We start from the raw sequence: 21,720 nt of genomic DNA on the forward strand, positions 1-21,720 counted from the left end.
TTGTAACAATTAAGCCTTATAAAAAGCCTTAAATTTCTGCATATTCTGCAAAAATACAAGCATCAACCGCTCTTAATTCCTCTAATAATGCTTTTGAAATTTTCGTATCAAGTAAAATAACTGATAAAGCTTTTCCAAAACCATTTCTACCAAGTCTAAAGTCGGCTATATTTACATTATTTTTAGCCAAAATTCCACTCACATTAGCAATAACACCTGGAATATCATTATTATTTAAGATGATCATTTTTCCTTTAGGCTTAAAGTCTATATCAAAGCCATTTAACTCCACAATTCTTTGCTCATTCTCTCCAAAAATCGTTCCCGAGATCGATAAAGTCGAATTATCTGTAAGCACTTTTATGGTAATTTTATTACTATATCCACTACTTGGTAAAATATAAGAAGAAAGTTCCACTCCTTTATCTTTAGCTACAAAATGCGCATTAATATAGTTGATATTTTCTCCTAAAATTCCTCTTAAAACACTCACTGCTGCAAAAGTTAATAAAGATCCATTGTATTCGCTAATCTGCCCTTCACTTTCAAGTTTAATAGCTTTAATAGGAGTTTTATCAAGCTGAGCGGCCAAAAAACCCATTTTCGAAATAAGTTCTATATAAGGTGCGACAAATTTTGGCAAATCTTCTGTTTTGATTGGTAAATTTAAGGCATTAGGATAAGAAATTCCCCTTGCAGCATTTAAGGCTTGCTCACATGCTTGAATAGCGATATTTTCTTGACTTTCTAAAGTATTTGCTCCAAGATGAGAAGTAACTGAAACATTCTCAAAATCTAAAAATGGATGGTTTGTTGCAGGCTCTTTATCAAACACATCAATACCAAGCCAAGCGATTTTACCACTTTTTAATCCTTCGCACAATGCCTCTTCATTATAAAGACCACCTCTAGCACAGTTAATTAATCGAACTCCATCTTTCATTTTATTAATCTCATCATAAGAGATCATATCTGTAGTTTCTTTTGTTTTTGGTGTATGGATTGTAATAAAATCACTTTGAGTTAAAATCACATCTAAAGAATTTACACACTCAATACCCAAATCAGTCATTTTAGATGCTACTACATAAGGATCATATGCAATAACTTTCATACCAAAAGCTTTTGCGCGTACAGCAACTCTTGAGCCTATATTACCAAAACCTATCACACCTAAGGTTTTATTCATAAGCTCTACGCCATACCACTTTTCTCTTTCCCATTTTCTTTCTATTTTCAAAAAATTATGAGCATTTACAAAAGATCTAGCAGAACAGAGTAAGTGATTCATAGTCAGCTCTACTGCTGCTATGGTATTTGCAGTTGGGACATTCATTACAATGATTCCTTTTTTAGAACACTCATCAATATCTACATTATCAACCCCAACGCCTGCTCTAACTAATGCTTTTAAATTATTACACGCATCAATAAATTTCAAATCCACATCTGTAGAACTTCTAGTGATAGCCACATCCACATCGCTTAATTTTGTCAAAAGCTCATCTTTAGCCAAATGCGCTGCTTCGATTAACTCTACATCTTCTGCTTTTCTTAAAAGCTCCACACCTTTATCTAGTATCGCATCACACACAATAATCTTTTTCATAACCAAACCTCCTTTAATTTTGCATTTATATTGTAAATTTTTAATTTTTCAATCAGAGCATTTAAAACTTTTTCATTGTTAGTATCAAGGTAAATTGCTACTTCATCTTTACTTTGAGTTAAAGTGTATTTGATAAAAAAAGAATGCAAAGTTTGCTTTAAACAAAACATCGAATATACATCATTTTTATTCACATCGAGCATATAAAATTTTTGCTTTGGTTTTACTATAGAATCGTCCATATTAAAACTCATATAAAATTCATTTGCTGCGGGGGAAAAATCATTGATTTTAAGATTTGAAAGTTTATCTTGCCAAGTTTGTGGCAATTCTTTTTTTATTTCATCAAAAGAGTATTTAACATTTTGTGAGATAGGCAAGCTCCCAATGCTTACATATCTCACCATAAAAATAAAAGCAATAACCAAAGTTAGACTTAAAAAGCCTAAAATACCATATAGGGTATATTTTTTCATTTTTTATTATGAAAGTTGATCTTTAATAATATCACCTAAAGTTACTTTGTCGTTATCATTGATTTCATTCAGTGCTTCTCTTTCTTTCATTCTTGCAAGACTTTTAACACTTAAGCGAATTCTATTTTTCTTTTCATCAATAAAAACAATCAAAGCCTCTATTGCATCTCCAACTTTTAAAGTTGAAAAATCAACATTCCCTAAGTCTTCTTTATGGATAAGCGCATCCACGCCTTCTTCTAGCTCAACAAAAACTCCAAAATCTTTAATATCTCTAATTTTACCAGAGATAATATCATTTACTTGATGTTTTTGTGCATAAACTTGCGCAGGACTTTTTTGCAGCTCTTTAACACTTAAAGAAATTTTTTGATTTTCTTTATCAAGTTTGATGATTTTTACTTCAATATTATCGCCAACTTTATAAATATCCTTACACTTATCATTTCTATTCCATGAAGCATCTTCATTGTGCAATAAACCTTCTAAGTTTGCGATTTTTACAAAAGCACCAAAATTAGTCACTGATGTAACGCAGCCTTTTACCACATCACCTACTTTATGTGTTTTCAAAAATTCATCAAAAGGTTTTGTAAGTAAATTTTTCAAAGAAACTCTTAATCTTCTTTCTTTTGCGTTGATTTCAATTACCTCTACATCAAGTTCTTGTCCTTCGCTGATGTAATCTTTTGGATTTTTAGCATTTTTATCCCAAGAAATTTCACTGATGTGTAAAAATCCTTCAATATCATTTCCTAAATCTACAAAAGCACCATAAGGCTCAATATTTGAAACTGTAACCTTGATAGTATCACCAACCTCTAAACCATCTTTGATTTCATCCCAAGGATCAGGCATAGCAAGTTTAATTGATAGTGATAAATGCTTTTTGTCTTTATCGTATTTGATTACTTTTACAGGCACTTTATCGCCTTCGTTATACAATGAGCTAGGATTTACCGGTCCTTTATAAGAAATTTCACTATAATGCACCAAACCATCAACACCACCTACATCAACAAACATACCATAAGTGGTAATCTTTTTCACTACACCTTCAATAACCTCATCTTGATTTAATACATTTGAAATGATTTCTTTACGTTTTTTTCTTTCCTCATCAACTATTTTTTTTCTAGAAACAACTATGCTTTGTGCCTCTTTGTCTATTTTTATGATTTTAACTTTAAATGTTTTATTGATGATATTGTTTGAATCTTTAAAGCTACTTTGTGATTTTGGCAAGAAAAACTCCACACCACTATCATCTACAGCTACAAAACCGCCTCTGTTTTTACCGATGATTTTTACATCAAATATTCTTTCATCATCTTGATAATTTTCGATAAATTCTTTTACTTTTTGTTTTCTCAAAGCTTTTTTATGAGAAAGTAAAGATCTGCCACCGCGAGAACCCACTATAGCAACTTCTAATGTATCACCTTCTTTAAAAATAAGTTCGCCATTTTCATTTTGAATTTCTTCTGTTGCCAAAATACCTTCTGATTTTTGCCCTACATTTATAAATACTTCATCACCTTTGATAGCAACGATTATGCCTTGTGTAGTTGCCTCCTCATCAGACTTAAAAGATTCTTCAAGCATTTGCTCAAAATCTTCTTCTATGATAATATCCTCTAGTCTGTTTTGAACTTTTTTGTTCACCTCGCTCATCGTGGTCCTTTGTTTTAAATTTTGATTCTTCATTATAGTATTGTTTTCTTTAAACTTAGTTAATTTTGGCGTATTCTTTGATTTTTTCTAAAACCAAATTAATCACCCACTCAGGTGTAGAAGCCCCTGCGCTAATGCCACACTTTTTCTTACCACTAAACCACTCTTCTTGGATTTCTTTTTCGTTTTCTATCAAATAACTATCTTCGCAGTAATTTTTAGCTATTAAAAAAAGTTGTTTGGTGTTAGCTGAATTTTTACCTCCAACTATTATCATCACATCGCTTTTTTTTGCAAGCTCATTAATCGCCTCTTGATTTTTAAAAGTTGCATCACATATGGTATTAAAAACACGCACCTCTTTAACCCTAAGCATTAAAAAATTTACAATCTCCATAAATTTTTCTATCTTCTTTGTTGTTTGAGATACCACAGCAACTTTTGAAGGTAGTTTTACATCAAGCAATTCTTTCTCATCAAGTACCACATAAGCTTTTGTACTTACATAACTTCTAACGCCTTTTACTTCAGGATGATTTTCATCGCCAAAAATCACCACTTCATAGCCTTCATTGCTCATTTGCTCACAAATTTTTTGCGGCTTAGTTACAAAAGGACATGTTGCATCAAAAATTTCTATATCTTTTTGCTTTAACTTTTCTAAATCTTGCTTTGTAATACCATGAGTTCTAATGATCGCCTTTTTTTCAGCACTTAATTCATTAATATCATTCAATGTTTTAACATTATAATTTTTCCATAATCTTGTGATTTCTTCATTATTATGAATCAAGGGTCCTATAGTAGCTGCATCTTTAATCTGTTCTGCTTTTTTTATCGCTCGTTTTACACCAAAACAAAAACCATAACTTTTTGCTAATTCAATCTCCAACTTTAGCTCCTATTTGTTTTAAAATTTCAATAAAATTTGGAAAAGAGGTTTTAATACACTCACAATCATCTACTTCCATGTTGCATTTTAATCCCAAAATCAAAAAACTCATTGCGATTCTATGATCTCCATAGCTTTTGATCTTAGCACATTTGGCTTCCCCGCCTTCTACCTCAAAACCATCTTCAAATTCTTTGGCATTTATGCCACATTTTTGTAAATTTAATACGATTGATTTGATTCTATCACTTTCTTTTACGCGCAATTCTTTAGCATTTTTTATAACACTTTTACCACTAGCACAAGCAAAAGCTATAGCTAAAGCTGGAATTTCATCAATCAACCACGCAATATTTTCATTTACACTTACTGCTTTTAAAGGTGCACTTTCAACACAAATTTCTCCGATACTTTCAAACTCATCATTATCAAGATAGTATGTGATTTTTGCACCCATTTTTTCTAAAATTTTAAAAGCTTCAATGCGCGTTTTATTCAATAAAACATTTTTCAAAACAACCCTTGAATGAGGTAAAATACAAGCTGCTAGTGCAAAATAAAATGCCGATGATGGATCATTTGGCACACATATTTCGAATGCTTTGAGTTTTGTTTTTAATGGTTGTATTTTTATAGAAGTTTTTTCTTGATTTAAATACTCAATACATGCACCCATTTTATTTAATATAATTTCACTGTGATTTCTTGAAAGTTCAATTTCTTTAAAATAGCTTTCTTTTTTTGCAAATAAAGCCGCTAAAATTAAAGCCGATTTTACCTGAGCTGAAGCAATATTGCTAGTAAAGTTAAATCCTTCTAACTTTGCTCCTTGAATCGCAATAGGTGCTAAATTTGCCTCATCTCTTCCAAAAATTTTAGCTCCTATATGTTTTAAAGGCTCACTTACTCTTTTCATTGGTCTTGCGTTTAGATACTCATCTCCACTTAAAATAAAAAATTCGCCCTCTATGGCACTTAAAATACCAATCAAAAGTCTCATAGCTGTACCTGAATTTCCACAATCTAAAATACAATTTGGAGACTTTATATACTGTGGCGCCCTAATGTAAACAAATTCCTCATCCATGCTAACTTCAGCACCCAAAGCTTGAATAATCGCCAAAGTATGCAAAGTATCTTGCGCTTTTAAGTAGTTTTTGATTTTACAAGTTCCTTGTGTAAGCAAAGAAAAGATAGCAAGGCGATGAGATATAGACTTATCAGAAGCTATATCTTCAAGCTTTGCTTCAAAAGAAGAAATGGAGTTTATTTTCATCGAAGTTTTAAACCATGCTCATCATCTAGAGCTTTGATAATTTTGTCAATATACTCAAGAACAATATTATCTTCTAAGGTTTTTTCAAAATCTCTAAACACCAAATTAATGGTTAAACTATAAAACTCACCTAAATTTTCATCTGTATACAAATCCACCACTCTAAAGCTTTCTAATCTTTCGATGTTTAATTTAACAATGGTTTGTTTGATTTTTTCATATTCAAAACCTTTAGGAATAACCACGCTTAAATCTCTACTCATAGATGGAAATTTGGAGTAAGCTTTGGCAATCTTAAAGTCTTGTTTTAAACTTTCTAAATCAAGTTCACATATATAAGTTTTTGCTAGATCTCTTTCATTTTCTACGCTTAAATGCACTCTACCTACAAAACCTATGCGTTTGCCATTTTTATAAACATTTGCTTGCTCATATGGACTTAAAAATACATATTCTGATTTTTGCAAACTATATTCGCCGATAATACTTTTTAATTCAGCTAAAAAAGTATAAAAATCCACCAAAACAGGTTTGGCTTTGTTTGCTATTTTAGCTTCTTCTTTGTAACCACTAAAAATCATCGCAAATTTAGTATGCTCATTTGAAAACTCATCAAAAACACTACCACATTCAAAAAGCTTAATTTTCTTTTTAGAATTTCTCAAATTAAAACTTGCAGCATTTAAAAGATGATTAATCAAAGTACTTCTTAGTGTATTTAATTCATTAGTAATTGGGTTGATTAATTTATTTTTTATACATTTAAAACCTAAGCGTGCCAATTCTTCTTCATTATCTAAAACATAATGAATACTTTCAAAATAACCATTATGACTAGCTTTTAATCTTAAATTTTTTATTTCTTGATAGTCAAAATACACTTGATTTAAACGATTTTTTTCTCTAAATTCTAAAGCTCTTGAAGGAATATTATCAATGCCAATAATCCTTACCACTTCTTCACTAATATCCGCAATATTCACGATATCACTGCGATGAAGTGGAATTTTGATATTAAATTGCTCATCATTAATCACACTAATTTCAAAGCCTAATTTTTTAAGAATTTTAACTAAAATATTTTTGTCTATAGGCATACCGATGATCTTATCAATCTCTGTACCAAAAATACCAATAACCTTTGCTTCGCACTCTTTAAAGATTTGCTGACTTCCTGAAAAAACACTCATAGCATTAATCTTCAAGCATTCATTAAATAAATACTCCATTCCCAATGAAAGCTTAGGTTCGCTGCCTCTTGAAGTGCGGTATATGGTATCGTTTTTCTTTTTATGAAAAGCTACTGCATTAGCTATGATTTGAGGTTGAGTGTAACTTGCTTCTATGATGATAATTTTACTCTCATTATTAATTTTATACTTATCTTCTTGTTCTATCCCTGCTAAAGCAATCAGCTCATCTTTATAATAAATTCCGTATTCACCATGCTCTTGAGTTTTTACTTCTAGTGTAATTTTCTCATCAACATGACAATCTTGACAAAGCTTATGAAAATCATAAGCACAAAAAACCACACCGCTTGCATGTGTTGCATATGCTAAAAGATTTTCAATATGGTTGTTTTTATAAGCCTCGATCAATGCAAGACGAATTCCTATTGTAATGTTTAGTTTAAATTCTCCCTTGATTTCTAATGCTCTATATGCGAAAAAACCTTCCACATCGCTTTGGTTTTTAACACTAAGTATTCTTCCTATACCTACGCTATTTTCGCCTTCTTTCAAAGGACTTAATTCTTTTAAATTTAGATCTAATGCCGCACTTAGATCCCTAGCAACACCATACAAACTCAAGCAATCTCCACGATTTGGCGTAAGTTCTATTTCAATTATTTCATCATTGAAAAGTTCATAGGTATTTAAAGCTTTTCCTAAAACTAACTCTCCCATGCTTTCATCTAAAACCATAATACCATCATTGCTTTTACCAAAACCAAGTTCACTAGAAGAGCAAATCATACCCATTGATTCAACTCCTCTAAGTTTTGCGGGTTTGATTTCGAGTCCACCAGGAAGTACCGCACCTACCAAAGATACAGCAACAAACTGATCTTTATCAACATTCTTAGCTCCGCAAACAATTTGCAAAACTTCACTTCCAACATCCACTTTACAGATATTTAATTTATCGGAATTTTCATGTTTAACTTTTTCTAAAACCTTACCCACTACAACTTTTTCAGGAGCTTTCACACTTTTAAAGCTATCAACTTCTAATCCTATAGAATTTAAAGTATTTATTATAGTTTGTGTTGATATCTCACTTAAATCAATCCATTCACTTAACCAATTTCTACTAATAATCATCTAAATTGCTCCAATAATCTTAAATCACCTTCAAACATAGAACGCAAATCAGGAATTTTATGTAAAAGCATAGCAAATCGCTCTACCCCTAAACCAAAAGCATAACCGCTTACATTTTTATAACCTACAAATTTATAAACATTAGGATCTACTACACCGCATCCTAGGACTTCAAGCCACCCTGTGTGTTTACAAACTCTACATCCACAACCCTTGCAAAACACACAAGAAATATCTACTTCAGCAGATGGTTCTGTAAAAGGAAAAAAGCTCGGTCTAAAACGCACCTTTACATCGCCAAACATATGTTTTAAAAAATGCTCAAGCATATCTTTTAAATTTGCAAAATTAACTTTATCTCCCTCTTCTACAACAAGTCCTTCAACCTGATGAAACATTGGTGTATGAGTGATATCAAAATCTCTTCTAAAAACCGCTCCTGGTGCTATCATTCTAATAGGTGGTTGTTGTGCTAGCATCGTTCTAATTTGCACTGGAGAAGTTTGCGATCTAAGCAAAGTTTTGTTTTCAAAATAAAAAGTATCTTGCATATCTCTTGCAGGGTGATTTTGAGGTAAATTCAATGCTTCAAAATTATGAAAATCATCTTCAATCAAAGGCCCTTTTTCTATGCTGAAATTTAAAGCCGTAAAATATTCTATGATTTTATCCATGGTTTGCATGATTGGGTGTAAAGCACCTGCATTTGAAGTCTCATCAAAAAAACTAAAATCCTGTACATCTTGTTTCATTTTTTCATTTAAAGCTTTTTCTTCTAATTCTTTTAATTTTACTTGGTAAGCTTCGTTAAATTCATCTCTTGCTTTATTTAAGCCATTAGCAAATTCTTTCTTTTCTTCACCTTGCAAATCCTTTAACTTTACAAATTCCAAAGTCAAGATACCTTTTTTACCTAAAACACTTACTTTTATATTTTCAAGTTCTGCTAAAGTATTTGCAGAAGCAATTTTACTTATCATATCTTGCAATTTTAGCTCCAACTAAATTTTTTTTAAACATTCTAATGTAAAATTATTTAAAATTAGCAAAAATGATAAAAAAAGGATCGTTAAATGAGAGAAAAAACTGTATTTGAACTTATCGTAGAAGGAAAAATTCCTGCCAATAAAGTTTTAGAAAGTGAAAAGTTTTTGGCTTTTCATGATATCAACCCCAAAGCACCTATTCATATTTTAATCATTCCAAAGGAGCATTTTGAAAATTTTCAAGCATTAAGACCTGAATTAATGGGAGAAATGACACAATTTATCCAAGAATTAGCTACCCTCTTAGGACTAGACAAAAGCGGATATAGATTAATCACTAATTGTGGTAAAAATAGCGGGCAAGAAGTATTCCATTTGCATTTTCACATGCTAGGCGGATTTGAGCTTCCAAAAAACAAAGAAGCTCAAATCAACCCTGAATCTTTATTCTAAAAAGAGTCAAACTCTTTTTAGATCATAGGACCAGCTAGCTTAAACTCTGCTCCTTCTTTGACATCTTCATAGCGTTTGAAATTTTCTATAAACATTTTTGCAAGCTTTAATTTTGTCTCTTCATAAGCTTTTTTATCTTCCCAAGTATTAACAGGATTAAGTAGCTTGCTTTCTACACCTGCTAATTCTTTTGGAACTGCAAGATTAAATAAATCATAATTTTCAAATTCACATTGTTGAATACTACCATCTAAAATCGCATTAATACAAGCTCTTGTTGCTTTAATACTCATTCTCTTACCTATGCCATAAGCTCCACCGCTCCAACCAGTATTTACTAAATAAACATTAACATTATACTTGCTGATTTTTTCACCTAAAAGTTTTGCATAAACAGTTGGGTGTAATGGCAAAAATACCTCGCCAAAACAAGCTGAAAAAGTCGCAACTGGTTCAGTGATACCTCTTTCAGTTCCTGCAACTTTGGCAGTATAACCGCTTAAGAAATAATACATCGCTTGTTCTTTGTTTAATTTACTAACTGGAGGTAAAACACCAAAAGCATCAGCTGAAAGAAAAATGATATTGTTTGGATGTCCTGCGCTAAGGCTTGGTTCATGATTTAAAATGTGCTCTATCGGATAAGAAACTCTAGTATTTTCAGTCTTTGATCCATCATTAAAATCAACACTTAAATCATCTCTTAAAACTACATTTTCCAAAAGTGCATTTTGTTTGATTGCTCCATAAATTTCTGGCTCACTTTGAGGATCAAGGTTAATACATTTTGCATAACAACCTCCTTCAAAATTAAACACACCCTCATCATCCCAACCATGCTCATCATCTCCGATTAGTTTTCTTTTTGGATCAGTTGAAAGTGTAGTTTTGCCTGTACCACTAAGTCCAAAGAAAAGCGCTACATCGCCTTTTTCCCCAACATTAGCACTACAATGCATAGGAAGCTTGTTTTCTAGTGGCAACCAGTAATTCATCATAGAAAAAATTCCTTTTTTCATTTCTCCACCATACCAAGTTCCACCAATTACTGCGATATTTTTTTCTATATTAAATATCACAAAAACCTCTGAATTTAAACCATCTTTTTCATAGTCTTCATTCACGCATTTACATGCATTATATACTACAAAATCAGGTTCAAATTCTGCAAGTTCTTCTTCTTTTGGACGAATAAACATATTTTTTACAAAATGTGCTTGCCAAGCGATCTGTGTTACAAAACGCACAGCTTTACGGCTTTTCAAAGAAGCACCGCAAAATGCATCTTGAATATAGATATCGCTGTTGCTAAGTTGTTTTTTTGCTTTTGCTAAAAGCTTTTCAAATAACTCTTCGCTAATAGGTTGATTAATCTTACCCCAAGCAATATATTTTTGTGAAGGATCTTGCTTTACAAAATATTTATCCTTAGGACTTCTTCCGGTAAAAATTCCAGTATCCACACTAAAGGTACCATTTTTAGTACAAACACCTTCTTGGTTGTTTTTTTCATGCTTTAAAAGCTCATCGTAGCTGATGTTATGAAAAATTTGCCCAATATTTTCTAAACCTAATTTTTCTAAACCTTTCATTTTGCCTCCTTATTTATAAGTCATCAAAGCTTGACCTTCGCTCACACTTTCACCTGCATTTACTAAAATTTCTGCGATCTCCCCATCTTTTCCTGCAGTAATTTCAATTTCCATCTTCATTGCTTCAAGGACTGCTACTACTTGACCAACCTTAACAGTATCATTTTCTTTTGCTAGTATTTTAAAAACATTTGCATTCATACTTGCAACGATTGCATTAGCATTGTCATTTACTTGTGTTTTTTTCACTTCTGCCTTATCTGTATTTACTTTTACAGCACTTTTAACATTTACATCTCTATCAAAACCTGGACTTACCTCAACATGGTATTTGTTGCCATTAACAGAAACAGTGAATTGATTTTCATTAATAACACTTGGTTTTAGTTTGTTATTTTTTCTAACATTTACTTTCGCCTCACCTTTTAAGAAGGCAATTCCCTTTTCTTTGCAAGCTGCAACAATAAAAATATTTTCCTCGCTTGTTTCTAAATTTTCTTTTTCTAAAATATTTTTAATATATGCTATGCTTTTACTCTCATCAGCATCAGCGATATCTGTAGCCAATTTTGTTGTAGGCTCTAATTTTAACTGCTCGCTTGCAAGTTTAATCACTTCAGCATCTGGAGCAACAGGAGTTTTACCAAAATAACCTAAAACCATTTTTCCATATCCTTCTGCGATTTTCTTCCAAGGACCAAACATAACATTATTAAAAGCTTGCTGAAAATAAAACTGCGACACAGGAGTAACCGAAGTACCATATCCACCTTTTTCCACTACTTCTTGCATTGCCTTGATCACTTGCGGGAATTTGTCTAAGATATTATTATCTCTCATCATTTGAGTATTGGCAGTTAATGCTCCACCTGGCATAGGAGAAAAAGGTATTAAAGGATTAACTGCTGTTGCTTCTGGTGGTAAAAAATAATCTTTCAAGCAATCTTTTAACACATCTTCATATTTTAAAATTTTCTCCTCATCTAAACCAAGATCAAAATTACTACCTTTTAATGCATGTAGCATGGTTAAGATATCTGGCTGAGAAGTACCACCACTCACTGGCGCAGCTGCTAAATCTATCCCATCAGCACCTGCTTCTAAGGCTGCTAAATAACATGCCACGCTTACCCCTGCTGTTTCGTGAGTATGTAATCTTATATGTGTATTTTCAGGCAAGTTTTTTCTAGCCATTTTTATAACTTCATAAATTTTATTTGGATTAGAGGTGCCACTTGCATCTTTAAAACATATACTATCAAAAGGAATTTGAGCTTGTAAAATTTCTTTTAAGATTTTCTCATAAAAAGGTACATCATGTGCGCCTTTGCATTTAGGAGGAAGATCCATCAGTGTGATAGTAATTTCATGTTTTAAACCATGTTTAACTATACATTCTCCGCTAAATTTTAGATTATTTACATCATTTAATGCATCAAAATTTCTTATAGTAGTTGTGCCATGTTTTGCAAACATCTTTGCATGCAAGTCAATAATTTCCTTGCTACCTGTATCTAGCGCTACGGTATTTACACCCCTTGCAAGAGTTTGTAAATTTGCATCTTTTCCAACAATGGCTCTAAATTTATCCATCATTTCAAAAGCATTTTCATTTAAATAAAAAAATAAACTCTGAAATCTAGCTCCACCACCAAATTCAAAATGCGTAATTCCTGCTTCTTTGGCCGCTTCTAAAGCAGGAAAAAAGTCATTCATTAAAACTCTAGCGCCATAAACAGATTGAAAACCATCTCTAAAAGTGGTATCCATCACATCGATTAATTTTTTAGCCATAACATTTCCTTTTTTTTACTCCATACAATTATAACTTTACTTTCTTAAAAAACAAATTTATAAAATTTGGTTTAACATAATGATAATAATTGATAAAGGAGCAATAAATCTTAACAAGAAATACCACACTTCAAAAACCCTTCGACTCATAAATTTAGAAAATAAGTGATATATTTTTTCTTTATCCATAAAAAAGCCAACAAAGATAGCACTTGCAATCACGCCCAAAGGTAGCATAAAATTAGATGTTAACTTATCTAAAATATCAAAAAAGCTCAATCCAAAAAAGCTAAAACTAGCTCCATAGCTTGCACTAAAAGATAAAATACAACTCATTCCTAAAACAAAAACCACCAAACCTATAAAAATCAAGGCTTTCTTTCTTGAAATTTGATACTCATTTACAAGATAAAAAGTAAAAGGTTCTATCATGGAAACAGCCGAGGTAATTCCTGCAAAAAATAAAGCCAAGAAAAAATAAAAAGCCAAAAAATGTCCCAAAACACTGTCTAAATTGGAAAACAGTGTTGTTAGAGAAATAAAAACTAAGCCCGCACCTTCTGCTGGATTGGCATTAAATTTAAATATAAAAGTAAACACAATAAGCCCCATCATCAAGCCAATGAGAATATTTAAAAGCACAATCACCATTGAACTTGTGATCAAATTAGTATCATCTTTTAATGACGCCGCATAAGTTGTAATGCAACCTATACCCAAACACAAGGTAAAAAATGCAAGTCCTAATGCTGTCAATACTGAATTTAAACTTAATTTACTAAAATCAGGATAAAACAAATACACAAATGCTTCTTTAAAACCATCTTGAAAAAAACAATATACTAGCATCAAAATAAGCATGATAAATAAACTTGGCATAATCCAAATATTTAATTTTTCTATACCACTTTTTACCCCTCTTGAAACCACAAATAAAGTAAGAAAAAACGCAATAAGAAAATACACACTACTTTCTAAGATGCTATTTTGTATCAAATTACCAAACAAAGCACTCGCTTCTTGAGTATTACTAGGTAAATAATAAACTGAAGTAACCATATACTTTAAAACCCAACCCATGATCACTAAATAAAACGAAAGTACAAAAATTCCGCCAAGCATAAAAAATCCCGCGAATTTCCACTTATGAGCGTATTTGGTTGCTAGGCTTTTATAGGCATTTACAGGATCACTTTGACTTAATCTTCCCATGGCAATTTCAGCCAAAAACACGCAAAATCCCACACTAATTGTTAAAAGCAAATACAAAAGCACAAATGCAAAACCACCATTTTGCCCTACTAAGGTTGGAAATTTCCAAGCATTTCCAAGTCCTATAGCTCCACCTGCTACGGCTAAAATAAAGCCGATTTTAGAAAATTTATCATTCATTTTAACGCCTTAGAATAAAAGCTGTCTAGCCATGATTAAAATCACTGCTAAAGGAGAAATATATCTTAAAAAGATATACCACACTTCAAAACACACACCGCGCATAAAAGGCTGAAATAATTTTTGCAAAGCTTCTTTTTTAATCACAAATCCCACAAAAAATGCAGTAATCAATGCAGAAATTGGCATGAGTAAATTTTGTATGAAAAAGTCTAAAATATCAAAAAAACTTTTTCCAAAGAAATTTAAACTTGGTGCACTTACATGATAAAAAGAAAGTATAGACAAACTTCCAAGAAAATACACTATCACACCTACAAAAACCAAAGCTTTCTTTCTTGAAATTTGATAACGGTTTATTAGATAAAAAGTGAAAGGCTCTATCATAGAAATAGCCGAGGTGATTCCTGCAAAAAATAACGCAATAAAAAAGGCTATGGCTAAAATATTTCCTAAAAATCCCAACTTTGCAAAAAGCGTAGTTAATGATATGAAAATAAGCCCTGGTCCCTGTTGAGTTGGATCAGCACCAAATTCAAAAATAAAAGTAAACACAATAAGCCCCATCATCAAACCAATGATGGTGTTGATAATAATGATATTAAAAGCACTACTAATAAAATTTGTCTTATCAGGCAAGCTTGCCGCATAAGTTAAAATCACACATACCCCTAAAGACATGCTAAAAAATGCAAGACCTAGCGCATCTAATATGGAATCAACACTTAATTTAGAAAAATCAGGCACAAATAAAAATTCACTTGCCTTAGAAAAACCATCCATACTAAAAGAGTAACCAAGCATTAAAATTAACAAAATAAATAAACTTGGCATCATCCAAACATTCAGTTTTTCTATACCACTCTTAACACCTTTTGAAACTACATAAAAAATCACTGCAAAAACAAAAGTAAAACATACAAATTGCGATACCACATCTTGATTTAGTAAGTTTTCAAAAGCCACACCTGCTTCACTAGTATTTTTTGGAAGTTCAAAAAAACCAAGATAAGCATACTTGGCTATCCAACCTATCACCACGCTATAAAAAGACACTAAAATGATTGCACCTAACATAAAAAAACCCGCATAAGACCATGCCTTTTTATGCTTTGGCGCTAAAGTATGATAAGCATTAACCGGATCTTTTTCACTTAGTTTACCAATGCTTAGCTCTGCTAAAAAAATCACAAAAGCTACTAATAAGGTTAAAAGCAAATACACAAAAACAAAAGCCGATCCACCATTATTACCAACTAAAGTTGGAAATTTCCAAGCATTTCCTAGCCCCACAGCAGATCCTGCTACGGCTAAAATAAAGCCTATTTTAGAAAATTTTTCATTCATCTTTTAACCTTAAAAAAATAATTGTTTTACCATGATTAAAATCACAGCTAAAGGAGAAATGTATCTCACAAAAAAATACCAACATTCAAAAAATATACCTTTCATATATGGGTAAAACAGTGTTTGTAAGACTTCTTTTTTAAGTACAAATCCTACAAATATAGCACCAAACAATCCACCTAAAGGCATCATTAAATTAGAAGCGATAAAATCTAAGATATCAAAGAAAGTTTTTCCAAAAATTTCTAATGAGTCTTTACTCCATTCAATATTCGATAATATACACAAACTACCCAAAATGTAAACAACAAAAGCAATAAAAATCAAAGCTTTTTTTCTTGTAAAATTATAAGAATTAATCAAATAAAAAGCCAAAGGCTCTATCATAGAAACCGCCGAAGTAACACCTGCAAAAAACAATGCAACAAAAAATGCTATGGCTAAAATATTTCCTAAAGGTAAAAAACTTATAGGATCTATATTAGAAAATAAACTCATCAAGGACACAAAGATCAAACCAGGGCCTTGCTGTGATGGATTGCCATTAAATTCAAATATGAAAGTAAATACGATAAGCCCCATCATTAAACCAATGATGATATTAATGATAATAATATTAATCGTGCTACTAATAAAATTTGTCTTATCAGGTAAGCTTGCTGAATAAGTTATAATCGAACCCACACCTATAGATAAAGAAAAACAAGCAAGTCCTAAAGCACTTAAAAAAGCACCAACCCCAAGTTTAGAAAAATCAGGCACAAATAAAAATTCACTTGCCTTAGAAAAACCATCCATACTAAAAGAATAACCGAGCATTAAAATTAACAAAATAAATAAACTTGGCATCATCCAAACATTCAGCTTTTCTATACCACTCTTAACACCTTTTGAAACTACATAAAAAATCACCGCAAAAACAAAAGTAAAACATACAAATTGCGATACCACATCTTGATTTAGTAAGTTTTCAAAAACAGCTCCACTTTCTTCTATAGTTTTAGGCAAAGAAAAAAATCCAAAATAAGCATATTTAACAATCCAACCTATAATTACACTATAAAAAGAAACAATCAAAATAGCACCAATTAAAGAAAAACCAACTATCGACCACGCTCTTTTATGTTTTGGTGCTAGAGTATAATAAGCATTAACCGGGTCTTTTTCACTTAGTTTACCAATGCTTAGCTCTGCTAAAAAAATCACAAAACCAACAGCCAAAGTTAAAACTAAATATAAAAGCACAAATGCTGAACCACCATTTTGTCCTACTAAGGTTGGAAATTTCCAAGCATTTCCTAATCCCACAGCAGATCCTGCCACAGCTAAAATAAAGCCTATTTTAGAAAATTTTTCATTCATAAAGATAACCTTAAATTTTATAAAACTATAAAAGTGCTTAATGTAGCCAAAAAAAACTTTAATTTGTTTTAAAATAGATACAATAATATAAATTTCAATAATTTTAAAGCTAAAATGGAGTATAATCACGCTTTTAAAATCTCGAGTAGGGATACGCAAGCCGAAAGGATTTAAAATTATTTTTAAGGAAAAATCATGAAAAAAATCGTTTTTTTAATGTTAGCTTTAAGCGGTTTTGCATTTGCAGCTGAAGGTTCTATGAACCAATGGTTGGCTTCATTTTCTATCTTAGCAGCAGGTCTAGGACTTGGTGTTGCAGCACTAGGTGGAGCGATCGGTATGGGTAACACTGCAGCAGCAACTATCGCAGGTACTGCTAGAAACCCAGGTCTTGGCGGAAAATTAATGACAACTATGTTTATTGCTTTAGCGATGATCGAAGCTCAAGTTATTTATGCACTTGTTATCGCGCTTATCGCTCTTTATGCTAACCCATTCCAAGCATTGGTAGCAGCTTAATACTTTCAAAGCCCTATTTGGGCTTTTTGCGGTTATGGTGGAACTGGTAGACACGCCATCTTGAGGGGGTGGTGCGCTCAGCGTGTGCGAGTTCAAATCTCGCTAACCGCACCATATTTTAAGGAACACTCAAAACAAAATGACTTTTTATCTTTTAATCAGCGCATTAGCTTTTTTAGTTCTTTTCTTTGCTATAAAAAACTACACACTAAAACTTGATGAGAAAAAATTACTTGAACCTATTAAAAGCGATATTTATCCTGAATTTTGCGATCAAATCAATGAAGAGATCAGAAAGATCAAAAATAACCTACTATACAATCATTTTCAACTTATTGATGAGAATACCAAAGATCAATTTTTGGAAAATCTAAGTGATATGAGCAGAAAACTTAACCATATTCAGACTATGAATTTAAGCAAAAAAGATAGCATCTTATGGGAGGAAACACTTTTTGATTTTTTAAAAGAACTAGAAAGCATCAATGAAAAATATCTTCAAAACGCTGAACAAATCAACGAAACTACAAGAATAACACTTCAAGATAAATTTTCTAATTTAACAAAAAGCTAATATATACCAATAATTTATTGTAAATTACGTTATATAATGGTATTAGATAATACTATGTAAGAAAGGACTTGCAATTATGTTTACAAACAAGAAAAAATTTAATGAGCAAATTGCACAACTAGAGCATTCAAATCAAGCTTTTCAAGATATACTTAATGCAATAAGCAAAACAATGGCAATGATAGAATTCCAAACAGATGGAACCATCATCAAAGCAAATGAAAATTTTTTAAAGACAATGAATTACTCTTTAGATGAAATCAAAGGAAAACATCATAGTATGTTTTGCTTACCTGAAGTTGTAAAATCTCAACGCTATAGTGATTTTTGGAAAGATTTAAAAAACGGAAAATCAAGAAATGGTCTTTTTAGACGTATTGCAAAAGGCGGTAAAGATATTTACCTTGAAGCAAACTATCTGCCTATTTTAAATCAAAACAACGAAGTTTACAAAGTAATTAAATTTGCTAACGATATCACACAAAGACATTATGAAATGTTAGATTTAAAAAATACCATTGATGCTGCTAACCGCTCTATGGCTATTATTGAATTTAATCCTTATGGTGAAATTTTAAACGCAAATGACAATTTTACTCAAACCATGGGTTATTCACTAAGTGAAATCAAAGGAAAACACCATAGTATGTTCTGTGAAGAAAAATTTAGAAATTCAAAAGAATATACCATCTTCTGGGAGGAACTAAGAAGTGGAAAATTCCAGTCTGGAAAATTTATACGCTATGGTAAAAATAATAAACTTATCCACCTAGAAGCAAGTTATAATCCTATCAAAAACGATGATGGGGAAATCTATAAAGTCATCAAATTTGCAACAGATATCACCGAGCAAGTAGTAAGAGATGAAGAAAAACTCAAACTTATCAGTGAACTTGCTGATCAAAATGACAACCTAACTCAAGAAGGCGATAGTGTAATAGAAAACACTGTTCAAAATATTCAAAATATTGCTGACATGATGAATAATAGTAGTAATTTGGTTTCATCTTTAAATGAGCAATCAGAAGAAATTAAAAATATCATTCAAACTATTAGTGATATTGCAGATCAAACCAATTTACTTGCATTAAATGCTGCTATAGAAGCTGCTAGAGCAGGAGAACATGGCAGGGGCTTTGCTGTGGTTGCAGATGAAGTTAGAAATCTAGCTGAAAGAACTGGACATTCAGTTAGTGAAATCACCACTACAATTAATTCAATCAGAAATGTAACCGCTGAAGTAGTACAAAGCATTAAAGATGGATTAAGCGGAGTAAATCAAAGCGTAGATTTAGCTAAAGAAGCTAGAGAATGCATGGAAAAAATTAGAAATAGCTCTGCTCAAGTAGCCCAAGCTATGCAAAATAAATAAAAGTTTTTAGCTTAAACGCTAAAAACTTTTCCGCCGATAAAACTTTTTTCTACTCTACCTTGCAAAATATCATTTTGATACAAACCTTCACCCTTAAAGGAAACACTTTCATCAAATACAACTAAATCTGCATCATATCCTACTGCTATCTTACCTTTATTTAAACCTAAAAATTGTGCTTGATGATAGCTTGCTAGATCACAAAGCTCTTTCCATGATAAAATATTTGTCCTTACCAAATAACTATAACACAAACTCATATATACAGCTATAGCGTCCACTCCAAAATCTGCTTCATCAAACGCCAAATCTTTTTTAGTTCTAGGAGTATGCAATGAAGTTAAAAAGGTAATTTTTCCATCTTGAAGCATTTTTATAAGACATGAAAGTTCATTTTTCGATCTTAAAGGTGGTAAAATTTTTGCTTGTGTATTAAAACACTCGCTTGCGTTTTCATCTTTAGCTAAATGATGAATGGAAATTTCACTTTGATGATCTTTCAAAAGCTCAAAAGATTTCACAACACCTAATGCACTAAAACAAGCATTGTTTTGATAAAAATCTACCAATTCTTTCATTTTTGCAACTTCACTTGTTTCGGCTATATCACTAATCCCTATTAATCCAAGCTCAAAACTCATTTGGCTATCATTCATTACACCATGATCATCAAAATTTTCGTCAAAGCATTTTAAAAAAACCGGCACTTCTTTCATATGCGCATACTGCATGCTTTGTCTTAAAAAATTTGCTCCTAATGTACTTGAAACCTCCAAAGCCTTTGCGCCCATATCAACCAAGGTAGCAATATTTTTCATTTTAGCTTCTTTATCTAACACATTAACACTAGGTAAGATATTTACATCGAGTGATTGCAATTTGTCAAAATAAAGTGCATATCCTTGAAGATTTGCTTCCATACTATCTTTTAAAACAATAGTCCCAACTCCGCCTTTTAAACATGCTTTTTCTAATTCATATAGTTTTGTAATACTGAATTCATTATCAAGCAAGGCAACATTTAAATCAATCAAAGAAGGCAAAAGTGTTTTACCTTCAGCATCGATCATTTGCTCATCGCCATTCAAATTTTGTTCAATTTGAGTGATTTTGCCATTTTCTATTTTAAGATCCAATTCTTGTTCGCCGTATATTTTTGCATTTTTGATAATCATTGTGCTTCCTCCTTAGATGCCATTAGGTCTTTTAAAGACTCCCAAGCATTTTTACCTTCTAGCATTAAAACCACCTCATTGACAATTGGAGTATAAATTTGGTGTTGCTTAGCTAAAGAATGAATTGCATAAGCAGTTTGTACTCCTTCAGCTACCTCACCAAGTTCTTTTAAAATCAAATCAATTGTTTTGTTTTTAGCTAAATTAAACCCTACTCTGTAATTTCTTGATAAATTACTTGAAGCAGTTAAAAACAAATCTCCTGCACCACTAAGCCCTAAAAATGTTTCTTCTTTAGCATTAAAAAACTGTCCAAAACGGTGCATTTCTACCAAACCTCTTGACACCAAAGAAGCTCTTGCGTTATTGCCCAAATTTAAGCCATCACAAACTCCGCTTGCAATTGCTAAAACATTTTTATAAGCTCCACAAATTTCAGCACCTTTGACATCAAAACTTGTATAGGTTTTAATATAAGCTGGAAAAAAGCTTGCAAACTGATTACAAAGCTCTTGATTTTTACCACTAAGCACTAAAGCACAAGGTTTTTTTTCTAAAACTTCACTCGCAAATGATGGCCCACTTAAAAAACAAAGCCTATCACTACCCACAAATTCAGAAAAAACCTCATCCATAAATTTTAAGCTTTTACAGTCAATACCCTTAGAAGCAACTAGAATTTTTTGACCTAAATCCTGAAAGTGATTTTTTAGCCACTCATGTATTCCTTGTGCATATAAAGCAAAAACCAAACACTCACTCTCCATGGCCTTTTGCGTGTTGACAAAATAAGGAAGATTCTTCTCATGAAATGAAGTAATCACACATTCATTTTTAACACTCAATGCATCATATAAAGCACTTCCCCATTTTCCTGCGCCAACAACTGCTATTTTCATT

At 31.8% G+C, this 21,720-nt stretch carries 18 protein-coding genes and 1 tRNA gene; 5 read left to right on the forward strand and 14 right to left on the reverse strand.

Going from position 1 to position 21,720, the window contains the following annotated elements; translation table 11 throughout:
• Positions 1 to 28: 28 nt before the first annotated feature.
• From serA to pheS, 7 genes are read right to left on the reverse strand one after another with little or no spacing between them, the layout of a single operon-like run.
• Positions 29 to 1,609, reverse strand: coding sequence for a phosphoglycerate dehydrogenase (serA, locus tag A0083_RS06205; RefSeq protein WP_197552844.1), 1,581 nt, complete (start codon positions 1,607 to 1,609; stop codon positions 29 to 31).
• Complete coding sequence (locus A0083_RS06210; protein ID WP_120759833.1) at positions 1,606 to 2,085, reverse strand: hypothetical protein; 480 nt, start codon at positions 2,083 to 2,085, stop codon at positions 1,606 to 1,608. Before A0083_RS06210 ends, serA begins: the two co-directional genes overlap by 4 nt.
• Before the next feature lie 6 nt (positions 2,086 to 2,091).
• Positions 2,092 to 3,759 (reverse strand): 30S ribosomal protein S1, encoded by a 1,668-nt coding sequence (locus tag A0083_RS06215; RefSeq protein WP_197552846.1) that lies wholly within the window; start codon positions 3,757 to 3,759, stop codon positions 2,092 to 2,094.
• A 55-nt stretch (positions 3,760 to 3,814) separates the two neighbouring features.
• Entirely contained in the window at positions 3,815 to 4,651 is an 837-nt protein-coding gene (locus A0083_RS06220; RefSeq protein WP_120759836.1) for a 4-hydroxy-3-methylbut-2-enyl diphosphate reductase, read from the reverse strand.
• Entirely contained in the window at positions 4,641 to 5,927 is a 1,287-nt protein-coding gene (gene aroA / locus A0083_RS06225) for a 3-phosphoshikimate 1-carboxyvinyltransferase (protein ID WP_197552848.1), read from the reverse strand. The genes A0083_RS06220 and aroA overlap by 11 nt, the downstream gene beginning before the upstream one ends.
• Positions 5,924 to 8,254 (reverse strand): phenylalanine--tRNA ligase subunit beta, encoded by a 2,331-nt coding sequence (gene pheT / locus A0083_RS06230; protein WP_197552850.1) that lies wholly within the window; start codon positions 8,252 to 8,254, stop codon positions 5,924 to 5,926. The genes aroA and pheT overlap by 4 nt, the downstream gene beginning before the upstream one ends.
• Positions 8,251 to 9,234, reverse strand: a complete 984-nt coding sequence (pheS, locus tag A0083_RS06235) for a phenylalanine--tRNA ligase subunit alpha (protein ID WP_197554645.1) — start codon at positions 9,232 to 9,234, stop codon at positions 8,251 to 8,253. Before pheS ends, pheT begins: the two co-directional genes overlap by 4 nt.
• Positions 9,235 to 9,327: 93 nt before the next feature.
• Here pheS and A0083_RS06240 point away from each other — a divergent pair, with 93 nt between their 5' ends.
• Positions 9,328 to 9,693, forward strand: coding sequence for a histidine triad nucleotide-binding protein (locus tag A0083_RS06240; protein WP_120759842.1), 366 nt, complete (start codon positions 9,328 to 9,330; stop codon positions 9,691 to 9,693).
• A 17-nt stretch (positions 9,694 to 9,710) separates the two neighbouring features.
• On the opposite strand, the gene pckA is transcribed toward A0083_RS06240, so the two are convergent.
• The 5 genes from pckA to A0083_RS06265 are packed head-to-tail and all read right to left on the reverse strand — an operon-like array spanning position 9,711 to position 17,180.
• Positions 9,711 to 11,285 (reverse strand): phosphoenolpyruvate carboxykinase (ATP), encoded by a 1,575-nt coding sequence (gene pckA, locus A0083_RS06245; protein ID WP_197552852.1) that lies wholly within the window; start codon positions 11,283 to 11,285, stop codon positions 9,711 to 9,713.
• A 9-nt stretch (positions 11,286 to 11,294) separates the two neighbouring features.
• Entirely contained in the window at positions 11,295 to 13,079 is a 1,785-nt protein-coding gene (locus tag A0083_RS06250) for a biotin/lipoyl-containing protein (RefSeq protein WP_120759846.1), read from the reverse strand.
• A gap of 57 nt (positions 13,080 to 13,136) precedes the next feature.
• Positions 13,137 to 14,471: a sodium-dependent transporter gene (locus A0083_RS06255; protein ID WP_120759847.1), complete on the reverse strand. Its 1,335-nt coding sequence runs from the start codon at positions 14,469 to 14,471 to the stop codon at positions 13,137 to 13,139.
• Positions 14,472 to 14,480: 9 nt separating this feature from the next.
• Positions 14,481 to 15,818 (reverse strand): sodium-dependent transporter, encoded by a 1,338-nt coding sequence (locus A0083_RS06260; RefSeq protein WP_120759849.1) that lies wholly within the window; start codon positions 15,816 to 15,818, stop codon positions 14,481 to 14,483.
• A gap of 9 nt (positions 15,819 to 15,827) precedes the next feature.
• Positions 15,828 to 17,180, reverse strand: a complete 1,353-nt coding sequence (locus tag A0083_RS06265; protein ID WP_120759851.1) for a sodium-dependent transporter — start codon at positions 17,178 to 17,180, stop codon at positions 15,828 to 15,830.
• Positions 17,181 to 17,375: 195 nt separating this feature from the next.
• Here A0083_RS06265 and A0083_RS06270 point away from each other — a divergent pair, with 195 nt between their 5' ends.
• From A0083_RS06270 to cetZ, 4 genes are all read left to right on the forward strand, one after another.
• On the forward strand, positions 17,376 to 17,699 hold the full coding sequence (locus tag A0083_RS06270; protein WP_012661906.1) for a F0F1 ATP synthase subunit C: 324 nt from the start codon (positions 17,376 to 17,378) through the stop codon (positions 17,697 to 17,699).
• A gap of 28 nt (positions 17,700 to 17,727) precedes the next feature.
• Positions 17,728 to 17,813, forward strand: a tRNA-Leu gene (locus A0083_RS06275).
• A 25-nt stretch (positions 17,814 to 17,838) separates the two neighbouring features.
• Positions 17,839 to 18,273, forward strand: a complete 435-nt coding sequence (locus A0083_RS06280; RefSeq protein WP_197552854.1) for a hypothetical protein — start codon at positions 17,839 to 17,841, stop codon at positions 18,271 to 18,273.
• Positions 18,274 to 18,349: 76 nt separating this feature from the next.
• Positions 18,350 to 19,645, forward strand: coding sequence for an energy taxis response protein CetZ (gene cetZ, locus A0083_RS06285; RefSeq protein WP_197552856.1), 1,296 nt, complete (start codon positions 18,350 to 18,352; stop codon positions 19,643 to 19,645).
• A gap of 11 nt (positions 19,646 to 19,656) precedes the next feature.
• Here cetZ and A0083_RS06290 read toward each other — a convergent pair whose 3' ends face one another.
• Both A0083_RS06290 and A0083_RS06295 read right to left on the reverse strand, forming a co-directional pair.
• On the reverse strand, positions 19,657 to 20,820 hold the full coding sequence (locus A0083_RS06290) for a metal-dependent hydrolase (RefSeq protein ID WP_197552858.1): 1,164 nt from the start codon (positions 20,818 to 20,820) through the stop codon (positions 19,657 to 19,659).
• Complete coding sequence (locus tag A0083_RS06295; RefSeq protein ID WP_197552860.1) at positions 20,817 to 21,719, reverse strand: NAD(P)H-dependent glycerol-3-phosphate dehydrogenase; 903 nt, start codon at positions 21,717 to 21,719, stop codon at positions 20,817 to 20,819. Before A0083_RS06295 ends, A0083_RS06290 begins: the two co-directional genes overlap by 4 nt.
• Between the last annotated feature and the right edge of the window lies 1 nt (position 21,720).

Origin of the sequence: Campylobacter sp. 2014D-0216, from assembly GCF_014931215.1 — a bacterium.
Classification (GTDB): domain Bacteria; phylum Campylobacterota; class Campylobacteria; order Campylobacterales; family Campylobacteraceae; genus Campylobacter_D.

Bases quoted from the DNA above. Each gene is read 5' to 3' on its own strand.
- A0083_RS06210 (WP_120759833.1), bottom strand. From the start codon at position 2,085: ATGAAAAAATATACCCTATATGGTATTTTAGGCTTTTTAAGTCTAACT.
- serA (WP_197552844.1), bottom strand. From the start codon at position 1,609: ATGAAAAAGATTATTGTGTGTGATGCGATACTAGATAAAGGTGTGGAG.
- A0083_RS06280 (WP_197552854.1), top strand. From the start codon at position 17,839: ATGACTTTTTATCTTTTAATCAGCGCATTAGCTTTTTTAGTTCTTTTC.
- A0083_RS06250 (WP_120759846.1), bottom strand. From the start codon at position 13,079: ATGGCTAAAAAATTAATCGATGTGATGGATACCACTTTTAGAGATGGT.
- aroA (WP_197552848.1), bottom strand. From the start codon at position 5,927: ATGAAAATAAACTCCATTTCTTCTTTTGAAGCAAAGCTTGAAGATATA.
- A0083_RS06265 (WP_120759851.1), bottom strand. From the start codon at position 17,180: ATGAATGAAAAATTTTCTAAAATAGGCTTTATTTTAGCTGTGGCAGGA.
- cetZ (WP_197552856.1), top strand. From the start codon at position 18,350: ATGTTTACAAACAAGAAAAAATTTAATGAGCAAATTGCACAACTAGAG.
- pckA (WP_197552852.1), bottom strand. From the start codon at position 11,285: ATGAAAGGTTTAGAAAAATTAGGTTTAGAAAATATTGGGCAAATTTTT.
- A0083_RS06295 (WP_197552860.1), bottom strand. From the start codon at position 21,719: ATGAAAATAGCAGTTGTTGGCGCAGGAAAATGGGGAAGTGCTTTATAT.
- A0083_RS06260 (WP_120759849.1), bottom strand. From the start codon at position 15,818: ATGAATGAAAAATTTTCTAAAATAGGCTTTATTTTAGCCGTAGCAGGA.
- pheS (WP_197554645.1), bottom strand. From the start codon at position 9,234: ATGATAAGTAAAATTGCTTCTGCAAATACTTTAGCAGAACTTGAAAAT.
- A0083_RS06240 (WP_120759842.1), top strand. From the start codon at position 9,328: ATGAGAGAAAAAACTGTATTTGAACTTATCGTAGAAGGAAAAATTCCT.
- A0083_RS06290 (WP_197552858.1), bottom strand. From the start codon at position 20,820: ATGATTATCAAAAATGCAAAAATATACGGCGAACAAGAATTGGATCTT.
- pheT (WP_197552850.1), bottom strand. From the start codon at position 8,254: ATGATTATTAGTAGAAATTGGTTAAGTGAATGGATTGATTTAAGTGAG.
- A0083_RS06215 (WP_197552846.1), bottom strand. From the start codon at position 3,759: ATGAGCGAGGTGAACAAAAAAGTTCAAAACAGACTAGAGGATATTATC.
- A0083_RS06255 (WP_120759847.1), bottom strand. From the start codon at position 14,471: ATGAATGATAAATTTTCTAAAATCGGCTTTATTTTAGCCGTAGCAGGT.
- A0083_RS06270 (WP_012661906.1), top strand. From the start codon at position 17,376: ATGAAAAAAATCGTTTTTTTAATGTTAGCTTTAAGCGGTTTTGCATTT.